Here is a 24,235-nt window from a genome sequence, read left to right as displayed (position 1 = left end):
AACGCAATGTGTATAGATGCCCAGCCCAACAGGAACTGCCCTACCGAACGACGGACCGTAAGGGATACCGGCAGTATACCTCTGACCCAGCTCAGTGCCAGCATTGCCCACTGCTAGACCAGTGTACCCAGTCTCGAAACCACCGCAAAGTGGTGACTCGGCATGTCTGGGAAGACAGCAAAGAGTGGGTACGGAGCAACCGGCTAAGCCCATCCGGGAAACGGCTGTACCGCAAACGAAAAGAGACGATTGAGCGAAGCTTCGCGGATGCCAAAGAGCTCCATGGGTTTCGCTATTGCCGTTTGCGCGGTCTGCCAAACGTCAGGGAACAAGCCCTTATGACGGCAGCCGTGCAGAACATGAAGAAGATGGCGATCCACCTGGATCGCCTGAAGAAACAGGGGTAACCCCCTGTTTCTCCAGAGACCAGAGCCTTATGATGTAAAGAAAAAGAAACCCACGTCTCAAAAGACGGGGTTTCTCGACAATCTGAAGGCTCCTAAGGAGCCTTATTTGAGTTTGATGATCTATACCCTTTTAGCACTGTTATGTAGCCGTAAAGGTGAATTTTATTAACTACATTTGTCATTGCATACTCTTTAATAGTACAAATTAAAAATGGTGTTCATCTATGCAATTTTCACCTAACATACAGTTACAAAGACCTATTCTACATAAACTATGTACTGTGACCAGATATACTGTATCCAATGACTTTATACTTATTTTTCCTCTCGGCTATATCGCTCGCAAAAAGGATGCACTATAATTATACTACTTCTTAATTTGGGAAAAATTAGACTTTAACATAGATAACAAATATGTTGAAAGTGAAATGCTCGATGAGTATCCCTTCTCAGGAAGAAGGGGTCTTGTATTTGGGGACTTCACTGTCGATAAACCAATCTGGCCCGGAGACGTCAATCACTTCTTTGGTTTTATAATTATAGTAGATGGTAATTTTGTTGTCTTCGTGGCCTTTAATGTACCCATATAGATAGAGCCTGGAGTGGACAGCAGGATCATCCACAGCATAATCCTTTAATATGAAATCGGCATTATAGTGTTCTTTAATAAACTCCACACCGATGGGAGTGGCGACGTCTACTAATTCTTGTTTCTCTTTGTCGGACAAGCTGGAACAACCTCCTAAATACATAATAATTAAAATAAGTGCCAGAATCAGTGGGATTTTTCTGTTCAAGTTACAATTCTCCTTTTCTGGTAATCACCTTTTTTCATAACTCTATAATATATTTACACAATAGACAAGGTGGGAATAACTTGACCTACACTAACGATAAAACATACTGGACCATTGCGGATAAAGTTTATGACCGGGAGTTGACTGCTAAAGATTCTAAAAGCAGAATTCTTCCTGAATGGAAGATTGTTGAACCTGAAGGAGCTATGCTGCATGATACGAACGGTTCTGGATTCGATGCGACTGTATTCCTTAACGAGAAGACCAATCAGGTGATCATCGGTTATAGGGGGACAGAACCTCCGAATCGACCCAAGTGGAGCGTGGCGATGGACTGGGGAACGGATTTCAGCGATGTCGTCGGAGGACGCGCGAAAACGTTGGAAGAAGTCCATCAATATTATGAAAATAATAAGGCAGAGGTGGCTAAACTCCCACCACAAGTGCAAAGTGCATTTCTTCAATATGAGGATAAGTACCAGAATAATCAATTTACACAAGCTGAGAATCTATATGATGTTGTAAAAAAAGAGTATCCCTCTGCTGAAATAACGACCACAGGCCATTCTCTGGGAGGAGCGGAGGCAGAATATGTGGCGGTGCGGAACGGACTGTCGTCAGTCGCTTATAATCCACCAAGCATTGTACATCTATTACCGGATGATCTTCAAAAGAAGGTGGAAAATGGCGATTTTCGAAAGACGAATGTCGCTTATGTCAACCCGAAGGATACTATCGGTTCGGGAGCTAATGATGCACAGCCACATGTGGGTACAACCTACTTTATAGACAATGATTATAAGACGGCTAATAAAGCCAAAATCACTATTCCTGTTTCATTACCAGTCGAAAGAGAAAATAAGTGGGCTAACTTTTTTTTGGGACCCAAATGGTCTCCCATTGTGTATGTCCCGATTACGTTGCCTATGATGCAGCAAGATCCGATTACAAAGTTCTATAATTCGGTATTTGGAGAAGCGACGCATAGCATGGATCATTTCACATTTGATGAAAACGGCAATATCAGCAATCCACTGTACACCATGGACGGTCAATTGGTGGAAGGTAACCCACGGGTGCAGGCATACGAGCAGATGCTGGCCGCGCGAGCAGAGCTCAAGGAAGTCATGGGCGATCTGGTTGAACGCTATGGTGGACAAATGGGGGCCTTCGGGCAGTTTGCTGCTAATGCACTGGGAGTGAATATCCTTGGAGTAGGACAACAGAATGGTCGCTCCAATGGCGGTGCATATTTTGTAGGCAACAAAAATGGGGGCACAATTCAATTAACACCTGAGGAGCTAAAGCATGCGGCTAACCAGATGCGTTCCAGCCTGCATGGATTTTCTAGCGATACCCGAGCATCTATCCAGTTATTTCAGGCTCATATCGGGACAAGTGAAAGTCAGTCTTTGACCCCAATTGCGCATAGTGCAACGGCAACACTGGATCGGATCAATCGCTGGTATCAGGGATCGATTACAGAGATAGCAGAGTATATAGATCGCAAGGGCCAGGAATTTACGATGGTGGATCAATAAAAAGAGCAGCCGGAAGAACACAACGGGAGGCAAAAGAGATGAGTAGAATATCTTTGAGCCTGGGGGATCTGCGTAGGGCTGTACAGCAATGCGAGCAGCTAAAGCAAAGACTTCAGCATCAGGAGCAGCAGATGAGAAATATATATGGTCGTCTGCAAGACTGGAGGGGCGAATCGGCTGCTGAATTAACACGTAAAATGGAGACGTTTCTCCAAGGTACAACTGTACGAATACAGGAATTGGACGATCATAAAGAGCAGTTGAAACGTTATATTCGGAAAATGGAAGAAGCTGATCGGCGTGAGGAGAGACGCAAACGGGCTGCACAATGGTGATACAGGCAGACTGCAATAGTTAGGAGAACATCATGAAAGATCAAAATGCATTTGTCATTTTACTTATATTGAATATCGTTTATGGCTTAACGCTATTTGCCTATCCGGCCATGCTGATGGTGGTCGTATTTTCTTTCGATGCACCAACAGCTGGAGATTATCTCATCAGTTATATTTTTGCCTATGTCATAATGAGCTACCCGATAGGAGTATTTATTTCATGGAGCTGTTGGTATTTTTATCATCGTTATGCTTTTAAGAAGGCGTATATCATAGCTAACTTTATGCTGCTGTGGCCAGCTACTCTTGTAGTGTCCTCGTGGATTCAATCGGCTTTTTCTTGAAGGGGTTCCCATCTGGCCAGTCAGCTACATAACATAAAAGAACCGTACAATCGCTAGGGGACTCCCGCGGGGTACGGTTAAATGCGTTTAAATAAAAACTACATATATAGTAGTAGAAAAAAATATTCTCCCAGAGTGGTGACGATAATGATTTTGTAGTCTACTTTAATTTTCCTGCGGGGAATATAGCAGTGTTCGAAAACTTAAGGGTTAGACGAAAAAGTGTAAAAATGTTGAAAAGCTACAAAGTTCGACATATTGTTCGCTTTTTCGCATCATATGTTATTAGATTAGGGATTTTTGTTTGCTATTTATCGCATATTTATGTATAATCTATCGTGTTGAAAGATTGATTGTACGTAATATGCTGATGAGGGTGGGTTCATGACGCTGCTCGACAGTAACGAAAGCAAGAAGCGGATGTGCCAGATTTACAATGAAGTTTCAAAGGAACTGTTCGGCTTCGGGACCACGCTACTGCGGGCCACCGTTGAGAACAACATTGTTACCTTTGTGGCGAAGCACCGGCGTTCTCCACGCTCGGCGGCATTGGAAGTGGAAGCCCCCGGCTTGAAGCTGGAAGTGGATTTCCGAATGTCCATGCTGTACAAGAAGAGACTTCGCGAGAAGCTGATTGAGGATATGGAGCTCGATATAGAAGCTTTACTGCGTGATTATGATTCAGCAACGCAGTGGGCAATTACGAACATCATACTGAAAGAATCCTAATAAAATTGGATATTCGGCTTTTCGCTTCGGATCTATCTGAGGGGAGAACCTGTTATAACGCGCAGCGGGATCAACTTATTCTTTGTTTACGAAGAAAAGTATTCTTGTTTTACAAGAGTACTTTTCTTTTTTGTGTCATAAGGTGTGCATAATAAAAAAATAGGGGGAGTTTCATATGAAAAAATGGTTTAAAGGGTTTATGGCTGTGACCTTGGCATCCGTGGTACTGGCAGGTTGCGGCAGTAATGCTACTGGCGGTCAGGCAGATGGAAAAGATGGTTCAGCTGATGGGAAAAAGAAACTAGTTATTTCCACATGGGGCTTTTCCGAGGACTTTTTTAACAAAGAAGTGTACGAGCCTTTTGAAAAAGAACATAACGTTGATATCGTGGTCGAAATTGGAAATAACGCGGAACGGTTGAACAAAATCAGTCAAGGCAGCACTGATGTCGATCTGATTTATCTGTCTGATTATTATGCCCAACAGGGAATTCAACAAGGGCTATTCGAGAAGTTGGATCGCAGTAAAGTGCCGAATTTGAACCAAATTTATGATATTGCCAAAGCACCGCTGGGTGAGGAATATGGTCCTGCTTATACAGTTGGACGCCTCGGTATTGCCTATAATCCGGAACTGGTGAAAAAAGATGTGACCTCCTGGGCCGACCTGTGGGGCCCTGAGTTCAAAGGAAACGTGACTTTGCCGAATATTACGGCGACTGCCGGACCGATGATGGTAGATGCAGCCTCCAAGGTAGCGGGTAGTAAGGAGTTTAATGAAGACCAAGCCTTCGGAAAACTGAAAGAGCTGAGTCCGAATATCGTTAAGTTTTATAGCAAAACGTCCGAGTTCGTGAACATGTTTAGTCAACAAGAAATTGCGGGCGGTCCGATCATGGAAATGTACTTCAAAGATTTGCAGGCGGCTGTGCCAGGAGCGAAATTTGTAGCTCCTAGTGAAGGTGCTTACGCAGTAATGAACACGATTAATGTAGTGAAAGGCTCCGACCAGAAGGAGCTGGCTGAGGAATTTATCAACTGGCAGCTGAGCAAGGAAGTTCAAGAAAAATCCGCCAAGGCGAAGGTTGATTCTCCGGTGAACACGCAGGTGGTACTGTCCGGTGCGGATACAGAAGGAATTACGTACGGTACAGATGTAGTGAATAAGTTGACCAAGCTGGATATGAAGTTCGTTAACGATCATATCAAGGCATGGACAGATCGCTGGAACCGGGAAGTAGCACAGTAATGAAAAAGGTTATATTAGATGTAGATACGGGCATTGATGATGCGTTGGGTATTTTACTGGCCGCCAAAAGTGGTCAGTTGGATATCCAAGCGATTACTACAGTATGCGGTAATGTCTCACTTAAACAAGCAACATTGAACACATGCAAAATCCTCGACCTTTTGGATAGACCGGATATTCCGGTTTATCGGGGGGCGGAGGCTCCCTTAATACGTAAAGGTCTGCACGAGCACCGTGTCCATGGAGAAGACGGCATTGGAGGTGCATTGAGTGGAGTAGTCCCAGCGATGTCTGCATCCGAAGGTTTTGCGCCGGATATCATCATTGATACCGTGATGGCTCACCGGGGGGAAGTGACGCTCATTTGCACCGGGCCGCTCACCAATTTGGCACTGGCGCTGCTGAAGTGTCCCGAACTGACGGATCACGTCGATGAGGTCATTTTTATGGGCGGTGTTATTCACGGGTGCGGCAATATTACACCTGTAGCGGAGTACAACATGTATGCTGACCCTGAAGCCGCACGGATCGTATTTCATGCAGGATTTGGTCGGTTGATACAGGTGGGACTGGATGTAACACGGAAGGCTCTGCTGACTGCCGATCATATTGCTCGTCTGTCCCATCCTGCAATTCGTAATTATGTAGCTGAAAGTACGGCTGTTTATACCAAGCGTTATGAAGAACGCAACGGGGTAAAAGCGTGTGCGCTTCATGACCCGCTTGCCGTGGGTGTCGCATTGAATTCGAGGTTAGTAGATACCTCGTCGTTGTATGTTGACGTGGAAACCTCCAGTCGTATATGTGACGGACAAACGGTGGGTGATGTGCAGAACCGCCTCAATCATAGCCCTAATATGAATGTGTGCGAACAGGTGGACAGCGAAGCTTTTCTGGAGCTGTTCATCCAGGTGCTGAATAAGGAATAACATTTTGATAACCGCAAGGAGCTACCCATGAAGAAAACATACTTGTATTGGCTGCTGCTGCCAGGTCTGCTCTTTCTGGCGGTGTTCATGGTCATTCCGATTGTGTTGACGATCGGTTCGACCTTCGTACAGAACAGCTCATTCACCCTAGAAGGCTATCTCCATTTCTTCAAGGACCCTTATTTTCTGAAAATATTGCTGACTACGCTGGAAGTCAGTGTCGTAACGACACTCGTGTGCGTATTACTCGGCTTCCCGACGGCTTATTATATTTCGCAAAAGGCCCCGCGTCGTAAAGGTATTTTGCTTGCGCTGGCTATCTTTCCCTTATTGACGAGTCCAGTGGTGCGGTCATTCAGCTGGATGGTCATTCTGGGTCGCAAGGGGCTGTTAAATAACGTGCTCATCGGTTTAGGACTTGTAGATGAACCGCTGAATATTTTGTACACCCCGGCAGCGATGATTATTGGTCTGGTTCATTTGTTTTTACCACTGATGATTATTTCACTGATTGGTGTGCTCGAAAATATCGACGGTGATCTTGTTCATGCTGCTCAGAGCCTCGGGGCTTCCAGATTCAGCGCATTTCGTAAAATCGTATTTCCGCTGTCTGTGCCGGGCCTGATCATTGGAAGCATTCTCGTTTTCGTAGGCAGCCTGACTGCATATACGACACCAGCACTACTTGGAGGAAAACAGCGGGTTATCGCTACATTTTTGTATCAGAACGCGATGACGCTAAACGACTGGTTTTTAGCTTCTGTTATTGCAACAATTATGATTGTTATTACATTTATCGTGGTCGGTCTCTTAAATAAGGCGGCCCATAAACTCAATCCGAAGGGGTAGGTGGATATGCGGGAGAAACATTACGGACTAGGCTTCTTTAGCCTGCTGGTCTTCATCTTTCTGCTCGGTCCGCTGTTGATCATATCGGTCACTTCTTTCGAGCCGGGCACGGTATTAAAATTTCCTCCGCAGGGCTTTTCTTTGCGCTGGTATGAAAATATTTTTGAAGTGGATTTGTTTATGTCCACGTTCAAAACGTCCATTGTCGTCTCTCTGCTAGGCAACATCTTGGCACTGCTGATCGGTATGCCTGCCGCCTATGCACTTAGTCGCTTTTCGTTTCGCGGGAAGGATGCGCTGAATGCTTTGTTCCTTTCCCCGTTGCTTATACCGGGTATCGTTCTTGGTTTTACACTGCTGCGCTATTTGATCATTGTTTACCATTTACCAGTATATGCTGGACTATTGATCGGACATACGGTGATTATGTTGCCGTTCATTATTAGAGTCATTGCATCCAGTTTGTCTAACTTTGATTTTGCGATTGAGGAAGCAGCGCTTAGTTTGGGGGCTGGACGGCTGGAAACCTTTTTCAAGGTGGTTCTGCCCAACATCCGCTCAGGTATTATTGCGGCTATCCTGATTGCCTTTCTGGAATCATTCAACAATGTCGACATCTCCGTCTTCATGACAGGACCGGGCTTCAGCACCCTGCCCATTCAAATGCTGACTTACGTCGAAAATTATTTTGACCCGACGATTGCAGCGATTTCGGTTATGCTGATGATTTTAACCGGTATCCTGATGTTCTTGATTGAACGACTGATGGGATTGTCTTACTTCACTAAAAGGTAATGGAGGCTTCAACCTTATGGCACTGCTTACTCTGGATCGCGTATCGGTCGCTTATGACAACCAACTGATCTTGCAGGATTTCGATTTGCAGCTCGAACGGGGCCAATTGCTCTCGTTGCTGGGACCGAGTGGTTGTGGCAAAACGACCACACTTCGTCTCATTGCAGGATTTCTCGAAGCTAAACAAGGAACATTTTTGTTTGGCGATAAGGATTATACTCGGGTTCCGGTGAATAAACGGAACTTCGGCTTTGTTTTCCAAAGTTATGCACTCTTCCCGCATTTGTCCGTTTTTGATAATGTTGCCTTTGGTCTGCGGTTACGTAAGGTAAAGGAAGATGATGTGAAACGCCGCGTTATGGCCATGCTGGATACGGTTAGCCTGGGGGGATTTGAGAAACGTTTCCCCGGTGAGTTGTCAGGCGGACAGCGTCAACGTGTTGCGATTGCGCGAGCGCTTGTGATTGAACCCGATCTGCTGTTGTTTGATGAACCTCTGAGTAACTTGGATGCTAACCTGCGTGTAAATATGCGTGTGGAAATCCGCCGTATTCAACAGGAACTGGGCATCACTACTGTGTATGTATCGCATGATCAGGAGGAATGTTTTTCGATTTCTGACCAGGTTGCGATTATGAATAAGGGGAACATCGAACAATTAGATGCTCCATCGACCATTTTTAAATATCCGACGACCGAATTTGTCGCCCGTTTTATTGGGTTTAATAATTTTCTGAGTTTTGACGAGCGTACTGAAGAAGGGGATCGTATTCGACTGAATACAGGCGATCTTTCGTTCGGCGTAGCGCGTAATCAGGGTACTGCCCAACCGGGTGCTCGTCAGGGCGCTATTCGCCCGGATGATTTGGTCATTCGAACAGAAGGCAACGAGACAGGGGAAAATGAGCTTCCCGGTATTATTAAAGTAAGTACTTACCTGGGGCGTAGCTATCAGTACGTGGTAGAAACGGCGAAAGGCAACTTTACGGCTAATCAGGAAATGGATACGCCTTACCTGAGTGGTCAACGGGTTACCCTGCATTTTCCGGCAGATAAAATGGTGCTGGTCCAATAATCAGCGGGTTCGATGAAGGAGATACATCATGCGTGCAGACAAAATGATTTTACAAGTTAAGGTGTATAACAGTTACTACAAGACGTTCGAAGAAGGTAATGTAGCTATACTTGGCGGTAAGTTTATGTATATCGGTCAGCGTGGTCTGGAGTCTTTCGAGGTGGCTGAAATTGTCGAAGGGCACGGGAAATATATGATTCCCGGCCTGATCGACATTCATTTGCATATCGAAAGTACCATGGTGACACCGGCAACCTTTTCCTATGGGCTGATTCGCAATGGGGTAACGACGATTGTACCGGAACCGCACGAAATGGCGAATGTTTTCGGATTGGAAGGCATTCAGGAAATGATGGAAGCCAGCAAAGATTGCGTGGCTGATATGTTCTACGGCATTCCAAGCTCTGTCCCGGCAACGCCGCTCGAAACCTCAGGGGGCGAGATTGGTATTCCCGAGATTGATGCGCTACTGCAAACCGGCGAAATGATCTGCCTGGGTGAAATTATGAACTATGTGGATGTCATTCGTGATCCGGAGAGCAAGACGAATCGCATCTTACGCCATGTTCGTGAGCACTACCCGGAGCTGATCATTGAAGGCCATACGCCGCAGCTGCTTGATCTGGATCTGCATCAGTTGATCTATGCGGGAATAGGCTCGGACCATACTCACCAAAGTATTGAAGGTATGAAGGCGCGGATGGCTGCCGGAATGTTTATTGAAATCCAGGAAAAATCCATGACCCCTGAAGTGATGGACTATCTTATTCAGGAAGATGTGGCACAACATTTTTGCTTCGTAACGGATGATGTGATGCCAGACTCTTTCGTAGAGCGAGGGCATCTGAACCATATTGTAAGTAAAGCAATCGGAATGGGCATGAAGCCTGAGGATGCCATTTATGCAGCTACGTTTACTCCTGCTGCACGGATGCGAATGCATGACCGCGGAACAATTGCACCGGGAAAAATAGCTGACTTTGTACTGCTGTCCGATCTTGGTCAATTTGATGTGGAGCAAGTCTATAAGGACGGACTCAAGGTATTCGATAAGTTCGAGGAATACCATCAAGCACCGATAAAAAGCTGCTTCCCCGCCCATTTTTATCAAAGTGTGAAGCTCAATCCGCTCACGGAGCAGGATTTTACGGTAAAGATGGATGTAGCTGATGGCACACATCAATGTCGTATTATGATGGTCAAGGATGGCTCAACTTTTACGAGCGAACGGATTGCACCTGCACATGTGGAGCAGGGTGAACTGGTATGGGAACATGGTGAACATGGACTCATCGCTACGTTTGAACGGTATGGAAAGAATGGCAACCGTGCTTACGGTTTGATCGGGGGAGATACGATTAAACGTGGGGCAGTGGCAACCACCTATTCGCACGATAACCATAACTTGCTGGTCGTAGGGCATAACAAGCAAGATATGATACTGGCTGCGAATACGGTTCTATCCAGCCAAGGTGGCTTTTGCGTAGTTGAAAATGGCAAGGTGCTGTCCCATTTGCCGTTAACCGTAGGCGGGATTTTAACAGAAGGACCGCTGGAAATGGTTGCGGCCCATGTGAAGGAGCTTCGTTCAGCCTTGCTGTCGCTGGGCTACCGCCATTACAATCCAATCATGTCGCTGAGTACGCATTCTTTGCCGGTCAGCCCGGCCTTGAAGATTACCGATCACGGCCTGATTGATGTAAATGCTGGTAAGGTTGTATCCTTAATCGTGGAACCTTCAGAGATGTAAGAATAATAAAAGAGCCGACCCTCATACGGGTCGGCTCTTTTTTGTCGTGGTTAGGTATGAAGTAGGTTATGGATTTTTTCTTCAATATAGAAGCTTTAACAGACAAAATAGAAGCTTTAACAGACAAAATTAACATCTTCTTTACTCCTATTGATGTAACCTATGTATAAAAGATAAATAAGTCTTGGTCTGGATATCCTATTGCCTATAGAGTTGTTTGATTTACAATCAATTCACGTAATCTTCATGATTAAAACCGAATAAAGACTTGAAAAACATCGACATAGTGTTATAATTAAAACAGGATTTAGATTAAGTCTAAATTAATTAGTAAATATTTATTGGATTCACGCATGGGATTTTGAAGAAAATCAGACACTACTGTTAACGAGTATCCAAGCTTTACACCAACTATATTTTGAATGAAAACGAGAGGGGATTTTAACATGAGTACATTAAATCATACGAACGCACCTACACAAGAGGCTATTCAAGAATTGCATAAGGCATTGAATCGTCAGGTAGCTACCTGGTCTGTATTGTATACGAAACTGCATTATTTCCACTGGTATGTGAAAGGACCTAAATTCTTCACACTGCATGCTAAATTTGAAGAGCTTTACAATGAAGCAACAGCTAATCTAGATACGATTGCTGAACGTTTGTTGGCTATTGGTGGCCGTCCGGCTGCGACCTTGAAGGAGCATTTGCAACTTTCAGCTATTCAGGAGTCCGCAGGTGAGCAGACAACTGACGATATGGTGAAGTCCGTTGTTGCTGATTTTAAAACCATCACTGTTGAACTGGCTAATGGGATGGAAGCAGCGGAAGCAGCACAGGATAAAGCGACAGAGGATCTTCTTAACGGCTTGAGAGAAGCAATGGATAAACATATCTGGATGCTGAGTGCGTATTTGGGATAATTAGTTGGTGTATATTTCCATGTATATGGAGATCAGGTGAACAAGATACACATCCCGTTGGTTCCAGTCTGCCACTGGAGTATAATGACGAGAAGGCGTGGAAGACCACGGGCTCTTGAGTCATGGAGCTGCCGGGATGGGGTGTATGTTATGGAAGTAAAACAACAGCTTTTGCATGAAGCGGAGCAGTTTATATATACATGTTATGAGGAGCTGGGCCGAAGCCGCGATGAAGCGGAAGCCCGGCTTCTTAATATTCGTTACGACATAGAGGCTACGGGAACGTATGATCATACTTACGAAGAGCTGGAACACGGAGCGCTCATGGCTTGGCGCAATAGCAATCGTTGCATCGGGCGCTTATTTTGGGACAAGCTTTTAGTCAGGGATGCGCGGGGCGCATCAGATGCGACGGAGGTGGTCAGCGAGCTACTGGAACATATACGCATAGGAACGAATGGCGGAAAAATTAAGCCAACGCTTACTGTATTTCGCGCCTCCAAGCCGGGGCAGCCGAATATTCGCATCTGGAACCATCAACTCATTCGTTACGCTGGATATGAAACCGATCAAGGGATCATCGGGGACCCGATCTCGGTGGATTTTACCAATGCTTGTAAAGACATGGGCTGGCAAGGGGCGATGACTCCTTTTGATATATTGCCACTGGTTGTGGAAGCAGGCGGACGGTCTCCAGAGCTATTTGATATTCCTGAACATTTGGTGATGGAGGTGCCCATTGAGCATCCAGAACTTTCGGGTTTCGCTTCCTTGGGATTACGTTGGTATGCCGTGCCTATGATTGCGGACATGACGCTGGAGATTGGCGGTATCATCTATACAGCGGCTCCCTTTAACGGTTGGTATATGGGAACAGAAATCGGCGCCCGTAATTTTGCGGATACCTTCCGCTATAATAGGTTGCCACAGGTGGCTAAGCTGATGGGACTCGATACGACGAGTGAAACAACGCTTTGGCGTGATCGGGCGCTGGTGGAATTGAATATTGCTGTGCTGCATTCTTTTAAAAAAGCGGGAGTCAGCATTGTCGACCACCATACCGCAGCGGCACAATTTCAGCTGTTTGAGGAACGAGAAGCCAAGGCTGGGCGCGCGCTGACAGGCAATTGGACATGGCTGATCCCCCCGCTATCCCCGGCGACAACGCATATTTTTCATAGCTCCTATGATAATCGGCTTGTGAAGCCAAATTTCGGAGTTCAAGAGAAGCCGTATACGTCGAGACAGGCTACTAGTACAGCAACAGACACAGTGCTTCAGCAGAAGCGCCAAGGCTGCCCTTTTCATTCCGGATAACGATAACGATGGGAATGACCTAATGGCTGGATTAGGACTCCAGCTTATCCCATGCAACGATAAATAGTGTAGCCAGTGGCCCTATTAATAGGGAGAGCAGAAACCAGTTTAGCCCGCTCCGATTTTTGGACTGTGCCAAGCCGGCATTAATCAGGGCAAGCGTTCCCCAACCTATATAATAATCTTCTGACATGGTATTCTCCTTTGTAAAAAGGTATAATATCGTACTGTATATGGTATGAACACATCCATGATTTCATAAGTTTAAAGTAAATATAACTTTATATATCCTGGTTTGAGGAGCGAAGCTAAGTTGGAAAGAAATCAGGCAGAGCGCATTGTCGCTGAGCTGTTGGAACGGGCTGCTATAGGTGTGACAGTCAAGCTGGAGAAACGTTTTCCTGGTGGAAGGCTGATTGGGGGCAAATATGCTATGAATGCTCACGCCATTACCATGTATACGGATGTTATTGAAACACAGTGTGTACAGATGTTCGGCAGCGTTAATCGAGTTGAGGAGTATTTTACGGTTGTGCTTGCACATGAGATCGGGCACGCCGCCGATACGGAATTAGTGGACCTCTCCGATGCGTTGGAGCAAGAGAACGGGATAGGGACCAGGGAACGACTTGCGCTGCAAATTGAAGAAAACGCATGGAATTATGCGCTTAGACTGGTGCCTGAAATAGAAGCAACGTTTATTTCTGCCGTAATAGACGAGTCCTTGCTGGCCTATCGGGTCCCGGTTATAGAGCAGTCCGACATTGCGTAACGATGATGATCCAAGAGCCGTCAGGCTCTTTTTTTGTTGTTAGAACAGACGAGATCGGGTCGGATGATTTAAAGAAGTAGCTTTTTAAGCTGTGACACGCGTCCCTGGGATAGTTCGAGCATTTCGGCTAATTCTTTTTGAGATACATTAGGATGCTCCTGCATGAGCTGTTTTAGTTTATTCAGGAGATCATTCTGATTTCTGTAACTCCTTCTTTTCTTGGGCTGGACAGGACGGGATTCATTCAAATGACTGGAAGGATTATCGCTCTTCAGATTTTCAATACAACTTTTACATATCAGATGATCCCTAAAATAGCTCAAATGATCTACGGCACCACAAAAATAGCAAGAAACCCCCGTATACTTGCGAATCATCAGTCCCTCTGGGGTAATAAAAAAATCGAGGGCATCTCCAATATTAATATTCATAGAATTGCGCAGCTCCTTGGGCAGCACAATGCGGCCCAAATGGTCTAATGGCCGTGTCATTCCTGTGTTCTTCATCATTTTTCCCCTTTCCTGAAATGCGCTTATAGTTGTAGGAATTGTATGTATATATGCTGGAAGTACAAAGCGCTTATATTACAGTTTGTTTTGGTATAGCTATGCTGAAAAAAAAGCTCCGGCATGACGAACAATTACGTCTGCCGGAGCATTGTACAGCCAATGAATCTAAGATGTCATGTCGAATTACTGTGGGTTGGTTGTCCAAATACCGGCTACTTTTAATTGAACCCGTGGAGGCAGTTTCAATGCGGCTAATGTCAGATCGGCCAAATCCTGCGGTTGAAGCATGCGATCCTCATCACCAATAGACAATCCTGCGTTTGCCGCCAGTTCTGTATTGACAGTACTTGGAGTCAGCGCGGTGACGCGAATATTGGATTTGCGAACTTCCTGCATCAGTGCTTCCGTGAAGCCCATCAAAGCAAATTTGGATGCGCAATATGCCGAGCCTGTTGCAAAGCCTCGTTCTCCTGCCGTCGAGGAGATATTAATAATGTTTCCGCTCTTTTGTGCCAGCATGCTTGGAAGAGCAGCATGTGTAACATAATAGGTTCCCATCAGGTTTACGCGAATAATACGTTCCCACTCTTCGGGGTCCATATCTGCGACTGTGCCAAAGGTAGCAATGCCTGCATTGTTGATCAAAATATCGACAGCGCCCAATTCGTGTTCCAGTGAAGCTACAGCGGCAGCGGCCTGTGCGCGATCCGATATATCTGCAACAGCACTCACCACTTTCACGCCGTATGTACTCCCCAGCGAATCCTGCAGCTTTTGCAGGTCAGTCAATGTTCGTGAGATTAATCCCAGGTTAACGCCTTCCTTGGCTAAAGTTTCGGCAATTGCTTTACCGATTCCTTTGCTGGCTCCTGTAATAATGGCTGTTTTATTCTTAAGTTCCATCCAGTCTCCTCCTTTTCACTCCATAACGTGGTTGTGCATGTGAGCACATGGTTACATTATACAAGGTTAAACTCATTGAACCAAACTTCGCCTCTGATGAGGTATTCATCTAGAGGTCTCCTATTTGGAAATATTAATATCCCCTGAGGTGGTTTCTACCTTTATCACGTTCACACTACCGGGAACAGATTCGGGAGTATCTATACTCCCAGAGTCAGAGTGGACATTATAAACACCTTTAAAATCGGGAGCTTGTTTAATCTTCACGTCACCAGAATCAGCATTCACTTCCAAGTTGGCTACGGCACGTTGCGTAATATTTGTCTCCCCTGAGGTTAGGGAAATAAGGCCATTACCGCTATAATCGCGGATGGTAACATCGCCTGAAGTAAGCTTCAACTCCATATCTGCTGCAAGCTGACTGGCTGTAAAATTGCCGGATGTTAAATTTGCGATCAGGTGGGTACTTTGGAGGTTTGTAATCTCGGCAGTGCCTGAAGTAGCGGTGATGGAAGTATTCTGCACGGAGGCATCTTGAAGTTTTACATTCCCTGAATGTGCATCTACCTGTAGGTCAGTTAGTGTTTCGCCGGAGGGCATCTCTACGGTAATCGTTTGATCCAAATCAGGGGTGATCGAAAGAAATGACAAGGAAGCGGCCGGCTCCGATTGAATCGTAAGCTTACCGTTCTCAATTCGGGCATTATGAATTTGGTCGGCTACCTTTGTCTGAACTTCTCCACTAATGCGTATCGCACCTTGGTCGCCAGAGCCGGGAGTAAACAAAATAGAGACATCATCAGAACTGTCCACTTTCAGCTTCTGTAGCTGACCACGTGTGAACGTCCATTTTTTGTTAATCGCAGTTGTTTCCTTCATGACTTGTTGACTCCATGGGGCACCGTAAGCCACCATTCCGGCTACACCGATCACAATGCACAGACCTGCTGCAATAAACCACTTTTTATTCATGTTGTTAGTAAGCTCCCCTCAGGGTAGTCTGATTCCATTTCCAGTATCGTACTGTGCCTTTGACCATAAGGAGTAAGAGATAACGTACTCCAGGCAGCAGCAATAGACCTATACCCGTCAACGTGATAGAGAAAAAGAATTTGGCCGGGTAAAAGGTGCTGTTCAGCGCATAATCAGTAACGGCGAGAAGGGGGGCTGCAATGAAGCTGACCGCTACCACGGTCAATGAAACCCATACTACCCATAGGGTAGCCATAATCGGGATGGAGATCAGCAAGTTGAGAAACAGCAGTCCTAAGAAAGTAAAAAGATTGCGTGCGAAGCTTCCCTGGCGAAGCGGAGGAGAAGCGTTCCAGGCTGCATTAGGATCATCCAACGCTTCTCGGGCAATATCCTCTGGGTTACCCAGCTCATTGGCAATCTCACTTTCGCTTTTTCCATTGACCAACCCGTAGTCAAAATGCTGGCTCAAATCACTAAGCAGCTCATTGCGTACCTCTGCAGGGAGAGGAGAAAGACGCTGCTCCACCTCTGTAAGAAACTGTTTTCTATTCATCGGAATTTCCTTCCTCCAGTAGGCTTGCGACATGATGGACAAAATCATTCCATTCCCGCGTAAGTATTTTTGTATAATGGCTTCCAGTATCAGTCAGCCGATAATATTTGCGGGGAGGTCCCTCGGTCGATTCCTGTAAATACGTTGTGCAGTATCCTTCTGATACCAGACGGCGAAGTAGGGGATATAGGGCTCCCTCAGCTACTTCAATATGACGGGAGACGGCTTGAGCCAACTCGTAGCCATAACGGTCTCTGCGTCCAATTAGAACTAGAACGCACAGTTCCAGTACCCCTTTTTTGAATTGGATGTTCACATTCACGAGCGGTGCTCCCTTCCTGGATGTTAACAATGATTCATAGGTGTCGTTCGGAATAAGGGGAAGAAACGTGTGTTTGTGCATAATTTGTCACGGGTACTAATTATAGAACAGTAGTCAGGTATAATTTAACATCATGTACTGATTAATGCAAGGTACTAAATTTTTAATAATAAAATATTTGTGCCGAAATGGGCAGATTTTCTTTCTTGAAGGCTTTATCGAATAGCGAATGTTGTAGAAAAAAGTAGTTTTATTTGGAAATTTCTCGAAATTTGGCTGGAAGCTCATATAGGATGCCGCTTTAATTTCATTCATTAAAATGATAGATTGTAAAGTATTCAATAGGGTTAAAGATTACTTTTTATGAAGAGGTGGTAAAGGGTGGATTGGAAACACTGGTATATGGAACTGGAACAGGATGATGAGTCTTGGGATGTATCTGAGGAGATTGTTCTGCGTGGTGTAGTACATGTTAATTTTTGCGGGCAGCCCTCGGAAGTAGAAGTCGAATTTATCGTGGGAGCCGACTCCGAAGAACAGGCACAGACTATAGAAGAACCTACACAGTTGCAAAAAAAGACATGGGAGCAGTATATGGAATATTCGTCAACTATTCATCCTCAAGTGTTGGAGTCCATACACCATCATTATGCTGGCATAGTGGAAAAGTACCGGAATGCTTACAGTACATGGGGAGAGGACCCAGATGAATATGCGCCTTATGTGGAGCGGCCGGAACAATTGTTGGATCGAATACAGCTTATGTCTATACTGATTTCCGACTCATCGGCAAAGGACGAACTGTATTTGAATTTTAGTTGCTCCTGGGATCGAGAACATGGCTTAGGCGTACATATGAAGCAGATGAAAATGGAGCATATTCAAGGTGTATACACATTATATGATCTAGAATAAATCCCCCTTCCTGGCTTTTAGCAAAAAGGTCGGAAAGGGGAATAGGATAAGGCGAAAATGATGGCGCGATTGGATACGATAAAAAAATTAGTTGGATACAGCCAATGCAGCCCGGGCTGCTTGAGCTGCTTGTACCATTTGCCGCAAGGCGGCGACAGCTTCCTCTTTGGTGCGGGTTTTCAGACCACAATCCGGATTAACCCAGAACAAATCTGATGGCAGTACGCGCAGGGCACGCTGGATCATGCTTAGCATTTCAGATACATCGGGGATGCGCGGGCTGTGGATATCGTACACGCCCAGACCGATGCCTTTGTCGTATACCTGATCTTCAAAGCTGACAATCAGTTCTCCGTGGCTTCGCGAGGTTTCAATAGATATAACGTCGGCATCCATATCGGAGATGGACTGAATCATATGCTGAAATTCGGAATAGCACATATGCGTATGGATTTGGGTCGCTGGCTCAACGGTGGCCGTGGTCACAAGGAAGGCTTGAACCGCCCAATCCAGATAGGCTTGCTGCTGTTCTTTTTTCAGCGGAAGCCCTTCACGAATTGCAGGCTCATCGACCTGAATCATGCCGATGCCCGCTTGTTCCAGTGCCTCTACCTCTGCCCGTAATGCCAGAGCCAACTGTAAAGCAACTTGACTACGTGGAATGTCATTACGTTCGAAAGACCAGTTCAAAATGGTCACAGGACCCGTAAGCATTCCCTTAACAGGCTTGGAGGTTAACGATTGGGCGAATGCCGTTTCTTCCACGGTCATGGGCTGATCGAAGGAAACGTCTCCGTATATAATCGGCGGTTTGACACAACGGGAGCCGTAGGACTGCACCCATCCGTTTTGCGTAAAAGCAAAGCCGTTCAGCTTTTCGCCAAAAAATTCAACCATGTCGGTCCGCTCAAATTCCCCATGTACAAGCACATCAATGCCAATGTCCTCTTGGATATCAATCCATTCCTTAATTTGCTGTTGGATGAACGTTCGATATTGCTCGGCAGACCATTCTCCTTTGCGATAGTGCAGGCGGGCCTTGCGGATCTCGGCGGTTTGCGGGAAGCTACCAATGGTCGTCGTAGGCAGTGGAGGCAACTTCAGCTTATTTTGCTGAATCTCACGACGCTCGGCGAAAGGAACGCTGCGTGACAGAGGCTCTTTGGCCAACAGGTCGGCCAGATCGGCAGCTGTCTGTACGCGTGCCGCTGAACTGTTGAAACGGGCTACCGCATCTGTACTTTGTCCAAGCTTGGTGAGTGCGGATGGATCGTGTTTGCCAAGTGCAGCCGTCAGGATGGCGATTTCCTCTAGCTTTTCATCAGCAAAGGCCAGCGCTTGCACCAGCTCCTTGTCCAGCTTGTGCTCTGCCTCCAGGCTGACTGGCACATGCAGCAGACTGCATGATGGCTGTACGATAAGCTGCTCGGCAGTGGTCTGTTCTGCTAACTGACCCAGCAGAGCAGCTACAGCGTTCAGGTCGCTGCGCCATATATTGCGTCCGTCAATGACACCAGCGCCCAGCGTTTTTCCTTTAGGGAAGCCATGCTGCAATATATGCTGAAGATTTTCGCCATCATCATACACAAAATCAAGACCCAGCCCCTGTACCGGAAGTGCGGACAGACGCTCATAATGATCTAGGCTGCCAAAGTAGGTTTGCAGCATTATATTTAAGGAGGGCGCAGCTTGGGTCAAAGCTTCATAGACTTCTTGAATAATGTCCAGATCCCCTACTGGGAATGAGGTGGTCAGGACAGGTTCATCGATTTGGATCCACTGAACACCTTCTGCTGCTAGTTCAGACAGGACACGGGTGTATAAAGGCAGGAAGGTTCTTATAATAGAGGCAAGCTCCTTACGATCATAGCCTTTGGAAAGGGTAACGAATGAATAGGGGCCGATGAGGACCGGTTTACCCTCAATGCCTAGTTCCTGTTTTGCTTCACGATAAGCCTGTAAAGGTTTATTTTCAGTGAACACCGGAACTGCGTTCGCCAATTCAGGAACGATGTAGTGATAATTGGTATTCATCCATTTGGTCATTTCACTGGCGGTTGCTCCCTTCTGTCCACGAGCGATCCCGAAGTACACGGACAGAGGAATCGGACCTGCGGGACGAAAGTTGAACCGTTCAGGTACTAGACCGAACATCACAGATGTATCCAGCATGTGATCGTAATAGGAGAAGTCTCCGACAGGAATGCGATCAATCCCCTTGTCACGCTGCTTGCTCAGATGCTCCAACCGTAATTTTTTCATCTCCGTCTGCAGTTCGCTTTCGTTAATGCTGCCGTTCCAGAAGCGTTCCAGTGCTTTCTTCCATTCCCGATTTTCGCCGATACGCGGATATCCCAGATTACTGCTAATTAAGCCGGACAATTCAGGCCATTCAATAATGGACATGTACTTTTCCTCCTAGTGGGTAGCTGTTTTATTTTTACGTACCAAAAAAGGCATTCTTCCCCCCAAGGTTAAAAATAAGTAGGGGAAAGAATGCCTCCGTGATTAAAAAATCAAAAATACGGCGACTGCTCTTAACACCTCCCTATCTTCCGTAGGTACTTGCGATGTTGTTAAAATAGGCAGGTCTCCTGACTTACGGATCATGACGCTCAGCATTCCTTCCCGGTCTGTGGACCAGTGGATATATGAACAGCTGAAAGTTCCCCGTTTACAGTGGCGGGACCGTGCCGGATTTGCACCGGCTTCCCTTTTAAGCCTGATCTGAATAGAACAGACACCTATCTCCAAGCTATGCGGTTAAGGTATGACGAATAATTATGCACTCGTATACTTGTTCACCATCATAAGTGAAACTTACAGGATGCGCAATAGAAACTCCAATGGAATCTGTTAGCCATATGAAAAAAAGACAAGCCTTACCCATGATGGGGGCTTGTCTTAGATTAGATATAGCATCTTGCTTGCTGGGTAAGCATCGCCTTATGTCAATGAAACGGTATAACCTGCCTGAATACTGGCTTTCACATCTACCAGACGCTGGTTGCGACTGCCCCGGAAGGGAAGGGTCAGGTCCTTTTGCTGTTCTACAAAACGACCGTCCACAATCACATCGCACAAAAGCGCCAGTTCCTGTCGCTCCTGATCTGTGAGTAGATCTTCATAGACAAAGCCAGTGTAAGCCCACACGGTTCGGTCGGGACAGGCTTCGCGGAAGTCACGCACAAATTGCGAGCATTCTGCTGCTGAGAAAAACGGGTCTCCCCCGCAGAGAGTCAGTCCATCCAACAACGGATTTTCCATGATGTCACGAATGACCTCCTGTTGTCGTTGGGGGGTGAATGGCTCGCCTGCACGGAAGCTCCATGACTCTGGATTAAAGCATCCAGGACAGGCATGACGGCAACCGCTAATGAACACAACGGTGCGCAGGCCGTATCCTTCGTTCAGAGATTCCGGAATGTAGCCACACAAATTCACTTATGTTTCACCCGGTCTCGAACTTCTGCCTGTTTTGCGGCATTAAAGCGAACGGTATAATCTCCTGTCAGATATCCGGTTACCCGACGTAAGCGCTGAAAGTGTGTGTGCTCCTCATCTGTGCCACATTGGGGGCAGCTTGTCCCGATAATCCCTTCATAACCACATTCCGTACAACGATCCACCGGATGGTTGATGGAGAAATAGCCGATGTTCTGATGCAGCGCGTACTGAACAATTTTAAGAAACGCATCCGGGTTATTCCGCGCATTACCGTCCAGCTCAATGTATGAAATCGCACCAGCGTTGCATAGGTTATGGAACGGAGCTTCCAAGCTGATTTTACGAGCAGCCGGGAGCGTGTAATACACGGGAATATGAAAAGAATTCGTGTAATATTCTCGATCATTTACCTCAGGAATAATCCCGAAATCACGTTGATCCAGCAATGTGAACTTGCCCGACAGACCTTCGGCAGGCGTAGCGAACAATGTTATATTTAAATTGTGATATTCACTCATTCGATCGCAATACACGCGCATGGAAGTGATGATTCGCTGTGCCTCGCGGTATACAAAATCATCCTCCCCGTGGTGTTTCCCGTATAGTGCCTTCATGCACTCAGCCAGCCCGATGAACCCAATCGAAAGCGTACCGTGTTTTAGTACGCCTCCCACCTTATCATCTGGTGCCAGTTGTTCTCCACCTTCCCATACCCCTTCGCGCATCATAAAGTCCGAGGCTTTGGCCGGTTGGCTGGTCTGGATTTGATAGCGATGAATTAGGCCATCTACCGCAATGCGCATAACTTCTTCTAGTCTCGCATCAAAGCGATCACGGTCAGGTGTCAGGCGTTTGCCTGTGCAAATACCATATTCAATGCCAAGCCGCACCAGATTAATGGTATTGAAGGAGAGATTCCCCTTGCCACTTTGCCGGTTTCTACCGAAACGGTCAGAAATGGTGCGGGTACGGCAACCCATTGTCGCTATAATGGTATCTGGATCATCAGCACGGTAAAAAGGCAGGTTGAAGGTGGCATCCACATTCACAAAATTGGGATACATCCGTCTGCTAGAGCATTCTACCGCCCGTAAGAACAAATCATAATTGATGTCGCCTTCTGCCTGGTTGATTCCCTCTTTACATTGGAAAATATGTTGTGGAAAAATAGGAGTTTCCCCGCTGCCCAAGCCGCGAATAGTGGCCTCCAGCAGCGATTGAGTAACAAGCCGTCCCTCAGCAGACGTGCACATTCCGTAATTCAGTGAAGTGAATGGAATCTGTCCCCCCGCCCGACTGCTCATGGTGTTCAGGTTATGAATGAGCGATTCAGCAGCCTGCCGGGTTTCCGTCTCCGTTTCTTCGCGTGCGAATGCGTAGGAACGAGGGCAGACTTCTTGCAAATGGGGATTGGCCATATGTAGTTCGTCGTCAGACAGACTGGATTCTATCTCTTCCTCGAACAACCGGAGTCCCTTGCGCAGATGCTTGCGGAAGGACCGGGCAACGTATGGGGCAAGGTCCCAATCGATTTTATTGGCAGAGACACCTCCGAATTGGCTGTTTTGCTGAGACTGGAATATGATGGCGACTAGTGCCATAGCAGACATAATCGTTTGCGGTGTGCGCACAGAGCCGTTGCCTGTATTGAAGCCGTCTCGCAGTAAACGACCAAAAGGAATAAAGATACAATTTGTAGTTCCGAGTGCATATTGGTCCAAATCGTGAACATATACATACCCGTGGTCAATCGCGTTCGTCAGCTCAGGCGGAAGTACCCGCAGGCGCGCATACCATTTGGCATACTCGGACCCAAGCTTGCTCATTTTGCCGCTGAACGATTCTCCATTCAAATTTGCATTCTCCCGTAGCATGTCCAGATCTTGTGCCCCAATGACCCGCTCGCCGATGTCGTATAATTGATGTTCCTCCAGCACCTTCATCATAAAACCCTCCATATAGTAAAATATATATATTTTTCACAAAAACAACATATTGATGATATCTTGTGTTAACGAATTGTTTCGATCTATATATTGTATATACGTATACATTGAGAGTATGTGACTATTGTCACATTGGTAGAAGCGGGCAGCATAAAAAAGCCAGATATAGAGTAAGGGACACATCCACGGATATGCACCTTACTCTATATCTGGCCATCGTAGTTGCGATGAAAATGATAGGCTTGCGAGTACATAGTATATGATCTTGGGATATTGTTTTGAGAAGGTTTAGAGTAGCTTTTTCAACTGGGACACCCGGCCTTGGGAAATATCTAGCATTTCGGCATATACTTTTTGTGGCAGGTTCGGGTGTTCCTGAATCAGCTTGCGTAGCTTTTTTACCATTTCACCTTGCTGCACTCTAGATTGCTTGGGTTGCCAGGTTGTGTTGGTTCGGGTCGGCTTAGAATCTTCTTGAGCCTGGATAGCATCGGTGCTTGTGGCATGCACGTTTTCATCGGTCTTTAATACCTGGATGCACTCTGCGCAAATAAAGCTGTCGCGAAAATAAGTTAAATGATCCACCGCGCCGCAAAATTTGCAGGAGACACCGGTGTATTTTCTTAGTACAAACCCTTCTTCATCTACGAAAAATTCAAGTGAATCACCGATATTGATATCCATTGTGGTCCGCATTTCCTTAGGGAGTACAATCCGCCCCAATTGATCCAGAGGCCTTGTCATTCCGGTATTTTTCATTAGCGCTTCCTCCTTCCATGATATATCCTGATTATACCAAAAAATATTATTTTTAGCTTTGTATATTGAAGGTAAAATACAACTTTTTTTGTCT

At 46.1% G+C, this 24,235-nt stretch carries 26 protein-coding genes and 1 riboswitch; of the genes, 15 read left to right on the top strand and 11 right to left on the bottom strand.

The annotated features are described in order from the left end of the window. On the top strand, nt 1-407 hold a 407-nt coding region (locus tag ACUYLD_RS15625; RefSeq protein ID WP_446675457.1), incomplete at its 5' end, for a transposase. Nucleotides 408-856: 449 nt separating this feature from the next. Here ACUYLD_RS15625 and ACUYLD_RS15620 read toward each other — a convergent pair. Next, nucleotides 857-1,204, bottom strand: a complete 348-nt coding sequence (locus tag ACUYLD_RS15620) for a hypothetical protein (RefSeq protein ID WP_446675456.1) — start codon at nt 1,202-1,204, stop codon at nt 857-859. Between the two features lie 80 nt (nt 1,205-1,284). Between ACUYLD_RS15620 and ACUYLD_RS15615 the strand changes: the two genes are divergently transcribed. From ACUYLD_RS15615 to ACUYLD_RS15560, 12 genes are all read left to right on the top strand, one after another. Beyond that, a complete protein-coding gene (locus ACUYLD_RS15615) occupies nt 1,285-2,745 on the top strand; it encodes a lipase family protein (RefSeq protein WP_446675455.1) in 1,461 nt (486 codons plus the stop codon). Between the two features lie 38 nt (nt 2,746-2,783). Beyond that, nucleotides 2,784-3,080, top strand: a complete 297-nt coding sequence (locus tag ACUYLD_RS15610; protein WP_014278615.1) for a WXG100 family type VII secretion target — start codon at nt 2,784-2,786, stop codon at nt 3,078-3,080. A gap of 32 nt (nt 3,081-3,112) precedes the next feature. Then, on the top strand, nt 3,113-3,424 hold the full coding sequence (locus ACUYLD_RS15605; RefSeq protein WP_013312461.1) for a hypothetical protein: 312 nt from the start codon (nt 3,113-3,115) through the stop codon (nt 3,422-3,424). Nucleotides 3,425-3,808: 384 nt separating this feature from the next. Continuing rightward, entirely contained in the window at nt 3,809-4,153 is a 345-nt protein-coding gene (locus ACUYLD_RS15600; protein ID WP_013373571.1) for a hypothetical protein, read from the top strand. A gap of 175 nt (nt 4,154-4,328) precedes the next feature. Beyond that, nucleotides 4,329-5,402, top strand: coding sequence for an ABC transporter substrate-binding protein (locus ACUYLD_RS15595; protein ID WP_446675454.1), 1,074 nt, complete (start codon nt 4,329-4,331; stop codon nt 5,400-5,402). After that, complete coding sequence (locus ACUYLD_RS15590) at nt 5,402-6,331, top strand: nucleoside hydrolase (protein ID WP_165177918.1); 930 nt, start codon at nt 5,402-5,404, stop codon at nt 6,329-6,331. Before ACUYLD_RS15595 ends, ACUYLD_RS15590 begins: the two co-directional genes overlap by 1 nt. A gap of 27 nt (nt 6,332-6,358) precedes the next feature. Continuing rightward, nucleotides 6,359-7,180 (top strand): ABC transporter permease, encoded by an 822-nt coding sequence (locus tag ACUYLD_RS15585; RefSeq protein WP_013312457.1) that lies wholly within the window; start codon nt 6,359-6,361, stop codon nt 7,178-7,180. A 6-nt stretch (nt 7,181-7,186) separates the two neighbouring features. After that, nucleotides 7,187-7,975, top strand: coding sequence for an ABC transporter permease (locus ACUYLD_RS15580; protein ID WP_013312456.1), 789 nt, complete (start codon nt 7,187-7,189; stop codon nt 7,973-7,975). A gap of 16 nt (nt 7,976-7,991) precedes the next feature. Further along, nucleotides 7,992-9,050, top strand: coding sequence for an ABC transporter ATP-binding protein (locus tag ACUYLD_RS15575; protein WP_061830494.1), 1,059 nt, complete (start codon nt 7,992-7,994; stop codon nt 9,048-9,050). 28 nt (nt 9,051-9,078) lie between these two features. Further along, the gene (locus ACUYLD_RS15570; RefSeq protein ID WP_446675453.1) at nt 9,079-10,800 is read left to right on the top strand and encodes an adenine deaminase C-terminal domain-containing protein; all 1,722 of its coding nucleotides are present in this window, start codon (nt 9,079-9,081) and stop codon (nt 10,798-10,800) included. Nucleotides 10,801-11,246: 446 nt separating this feature from the next. Further along, nucleotides 11,247-11,723 carry a Dps family protein gene (locus tag ACUYLD_RS15565; RefSeq protein WP_446675452.1) on the top strand — a complete coding sequence of 159 codons (477 nt, stop codon included), beginning with the start codon at nt 11,247-11,249 and terminating at the stop codon, nt 11,721-11,723. A gap of 150 nt (nt 11,724-11,873) precedes the next feature. Then, nucleotides 11,874-13,040: a nitric oxide synthase oxygenase gene (locus ACUYLD_RS15560; RefSeq protein WP_446675451.1), complete on the top strand. Its 1,167-nt coding sequence runs from the start codon at nt 11,874-11,876 to the stop codon at nt 13,038-13,040. Between the two features lie 31 nt (nt 13,041-13,071). Here ACUYLD_RS15560 and ACUYLD_RS15555 read toward each other — a convergent pair whose 3' ends face one another. Then, on the bottom strand, nt 13,072-13,233 hold the full coding sequence (locus ACUYLD_RS15555) for a hypothetical protein (RefSeq protein WP_013312451.1): 162 nt from the start codon (nt 13,231-13,233) through the stop codon (nt 13,072-13,074). Between the two features lie 120 nt (nt 13,234-13,353). Between ACUYLD_RS15555 and ACUYLD_RS15550 the strand changes: the two genes are divergently transcribed. Further along, complete coding sequence (locus ACUYLD_RS15550) at nt 13,354-13,812, top strand: hypothetical protein (protein WP_446675450.1); 459 nt, start codon at nt 13,354-13,356, stop codon at nt 13,810-13,812. Nucleotides 13,813-13,880: 68 nt separating this feature from the next. Here ACUYLD_RS15550 and ACUYLD_RS15545 read toward each other — a convergent pair whose 3' ends face one another. The 5 genes from ACUYLD_RS15545 to ACUYLD_RS15525 form a co-directional block, all read right to left on the bottom strand. Then, the gene (locus ACUYLD_RS15545) at nt 13,881-14,318 is read right to left on the bottom strand and encodes an AbrB/MazE/SpoVT family DNA-binding domain-containing protein (protein ID WP_061830486.1); all 438 of its coding nucleotides are present in this window, start codon (nt 14,316-14,318) and stop codon (nt 13,881-13,883) included. Nucleotides 14,319-14,504: 186 nt separating this feature from the next. After that, the gene (locus ACUYLD_RS15540; RefSeq protein WP_061830484.1) at nt 14,505-15,224 is read right to left on the bottom strand and encodes a 3-ketoacyl-ACP reductase; all 720 of its coding nucleotides are present in this window, start codon (nt 15,222-15,224) and stop codon (nt 14,505-14,507) included. A 120-nt stretch (nt 15,225-15,344) separates the two neighbouring features. Further along, nucleotides 15,345-16,196 carry a DUF4097 family beta strand repeat-containing protein gene (locus ACUYLD_RS15535; protein WP_069290617.1) on the bottom strand — a complete coding sequence of 284 codons (852 nt, stop codon included), beginning with the start codon at nt 16,194-16,196 and terminating at the stop codon, nt 15,345-15,347. Nucleotides 16,197-16,200: 4 nt separating this feature from the next. Then, a complete protein-coding gene (locus tag ACUYLD_RS15530; protein WP_069290616.1) occupies nt 16,201-16,752 on the bottom strand; it encodes a DUF1700 domain-containing protein in 552 nt (183 codons plus the stop codon). Beyond that, entirely contained in the window at nt 16,745-17,074 is a 330-nt protein-coding gene (locus tag ACUYLD_RS15525; protein ID WP_061830478.1) for a PadR family transcriptional regulator, read from the bottom strand. The genes ACUYLD_RS15530 and ACUYLD_RS15525 overlap by 8 nt, the downstream gene beginning before the upstream one ends. Before the next feature lie 381 nt (nt 17,075-17,455). Between ACUYLD_RS15525 and ACUYLD_RS15520 the strand changes: the two genes are divergently transcribed. Continuing rightward, nucleotides 17,456-17,989, top strand: a complete 534-nt coding sequence (locus ACUYLD_RS15520) for a DUF6985 domain-containing protein (protein ID WP_348620873.1) — start codon at nt 17,456-17,458, stop codon at nt 17,987-17,989. 87 nt (nt 17,990-18,076) lie between these two features. On the opposite strand, the gene metE is transcribed toward ACUYLD_RS15520, so the two are convergent. From metE to ACUYLD_RS15500, 4 genes are all read right to left on the bottom strand, one after another. Then, a complete protein-coding gene (gene metE / locus ACUYLD_RS15515) occupies nt 18,077-20,395 on the bottom strand; it encodes a 5-methyltetrahydropteroyltriglutamate--homocysteine S-methyltransferase (RefSeq protein WP_446675449.1) in 2,319 nt (772 codons plus the stop codon). Nucleotides 20,396-20,556: 161 nt separating this feature from the next. Beyond that, nucleotides 20,557-20,752, bottom strand: a riboswitch (cobalamin riboswitch). 183 nt (nt 20,753-20,935) lie between these two features. After that, nucleotides 20,936-21,433: an anaerobic ribonucleoside-triphosphate reductase activating protein gene (gene nrdG, locus ACUYLD_RS15510; protein WP_061830472.1), complete on the bottom strand. Its 498-nt coding sequence runs from the start codon at nt 21,431-21,433 to the stop codon at nt 20,936-20,938. Further along, complete coding sequence (locus ACUYLD_RS15505; RefSeq protein ID WP_061830470.1) at nt 21,430-23,379, bottom strand: anaerobic ribonucleoside triphosphate reductase; 1,950 nt, start codon at nt 23,377-23,379, stop codon at nt 21,430-21,432. Before ACUYLD_RS15505 ends, nrdG begins: the two co-directional genes overlap by 4 nt. A gap of 291 nt (nt 23,380-23,670) precedes the next feature. Further along, a complete protein-coding gene (locus ACUYLD_RS15500) occupies nt 23,671-24,141 on the bottom strand; it encodes an AbrB/MazE/SpoVT family DNA-binding domain-containing protein (protein ID WP_023990816.1) in 471 nt (156 codons plus the stop codon). Nucleotides 24,142-24,235 lie beyond the last annotated feature (94 nt).

It is taken from the genome of Paenibacillus sp. SER-28, from assembly GCF_052906305.1.
Note: the sequence above shows the minus strand (reverse complement) of the source record. Positions and strands in the feature narration are given on the sequence as shown.

Coding starts and splice junctions, on each gene's coding strand:
- ACUYLD_RS15610 (WP_014278615.1), top strand. CDS start 2,784: ATGAGTAGAATATCTTTGAGCCTGGGGGATCTGCGTAGGGCTGTACAG.
- ACUYLD_RS15605 (WP_013312461.1), top strand. CDS start 3,113: ATGAAAGATCAAAATGCATTTGTCATTTTACTTATATTGAATATCGTT.
- ACUYLD_RS15600 (WP_013373571.1), top strand. CDS start 3,809: ATGACGCTGCTCGACAGTAACGAAAGCAAGAAGCGGATGTGCCAGATT.
- ACUYLD_RS15595 (WP_446675454.1), top strand. CDS start 4,329: ATGAAAAAATGGTTTAAAGGGTTTATGGCTGTGACCTTGGCATCCGTG.
- ACUYLD_RS15590 (WP_165177918.1), top strand. CDS start 5,402: ATGAAAAAGGTTATATTAGATGTAGATACGGGCATTGATGATGCGTTG.
- ACUYLD_RS15585 (WP_013312457.1), top strand. CDS start 6,359: ATGAAGAAAACATACTTGTATTGGCTGCTGCTGCCAGGTCTGCTCTTT.
- ACUYLD_RS15580 (WP_013312456.1), top strand. CDS start 7,187: ATGCGGGAGAAACATTACGGACTAGGCTTCTTTAGCCTGCTGGTCTTC.
- ACUYLD_RS15575 (WP_061830494.1), top strand. CDS start 7,992: ATGGCACTGCTTACTCTGGATCGCGTATCGGTCGCTTATGACAACCAA.
- ACUYLD_RS15570 (WP_446675453.1), top strand. CDS start 9,079: ATGCGTGCAGACAAAATGATTTTACAAGTTAAGGTGTATAACAGTTAC.
- ACUYLD_RS15565 (WP_446675452.1), top strand. CDS start 11,247: ATGAGTACATTAAATCATACGAACGCACCTACACAAGAGGCTATTCAA.
- ACUYLD_RS15560 (WP_446675451.1), top strand. CDS start 11,874: ATGGAAGTAAAACAACAGCTTTTGCATGAAGCGGAGCAGTTTATATAT.
- ACUYLD_RS15555 (WP_013312451.1), bottom strand. CDS start 13,233: ATGTCAGAAGATTATTATATAGGTTGGGGAACGCTTGCCCTGATTAAT.
- ACUYLD_RS15545 (WP_061830486.1), bottom strand. CDS start 14,318: ATGAAGAACACAGGAATGACACGGCCATTAGACCATTTGGGCCGCATT.
- ACUYLD_RS15540 (WP_061830484.1), bottom strand. CDS start 15,224: ATGGAACTTAAGAATAAAACAGCCATTATTACAGGAGCCAGCAAAGGA.
- ACUYLD_RS15535 (WP_069290617.1), bottom strand. CDS start 16,196: ATGAATAAAAAGTGGTTTATTGCAGCAGGTCTGTGCATTGTGATCGGT.
- ACUYLD_RS15530 (WP_069290616.1), bottom strand. CDS start 16,752: ATGAATAGAAAACAGTTTCTTACAGAGGTGGAGCAGCGTCTTTCTCCT.
- metE (WP_446675449.1), bottom strand. CDS start 20,395: ATGTCCATTATTGAATGGCCTGAATTGTCCGGCTTAATTAGCAGTAAT.
- ACUYLD_RS15505 (WP_061830470.1), bottom strand. CDS start 23,379: ATGAAGGTGCTGGAGGAACATCAATTATACGACATCGGCGAGCGGGTC.
- ACUYLD_RS15500 (WP_023990816.1), bottom strand. CDS start 24,141: ATGAAAAATACCGGAATGACAAGGCCTCTGGATCAATTGGGGCGGATT.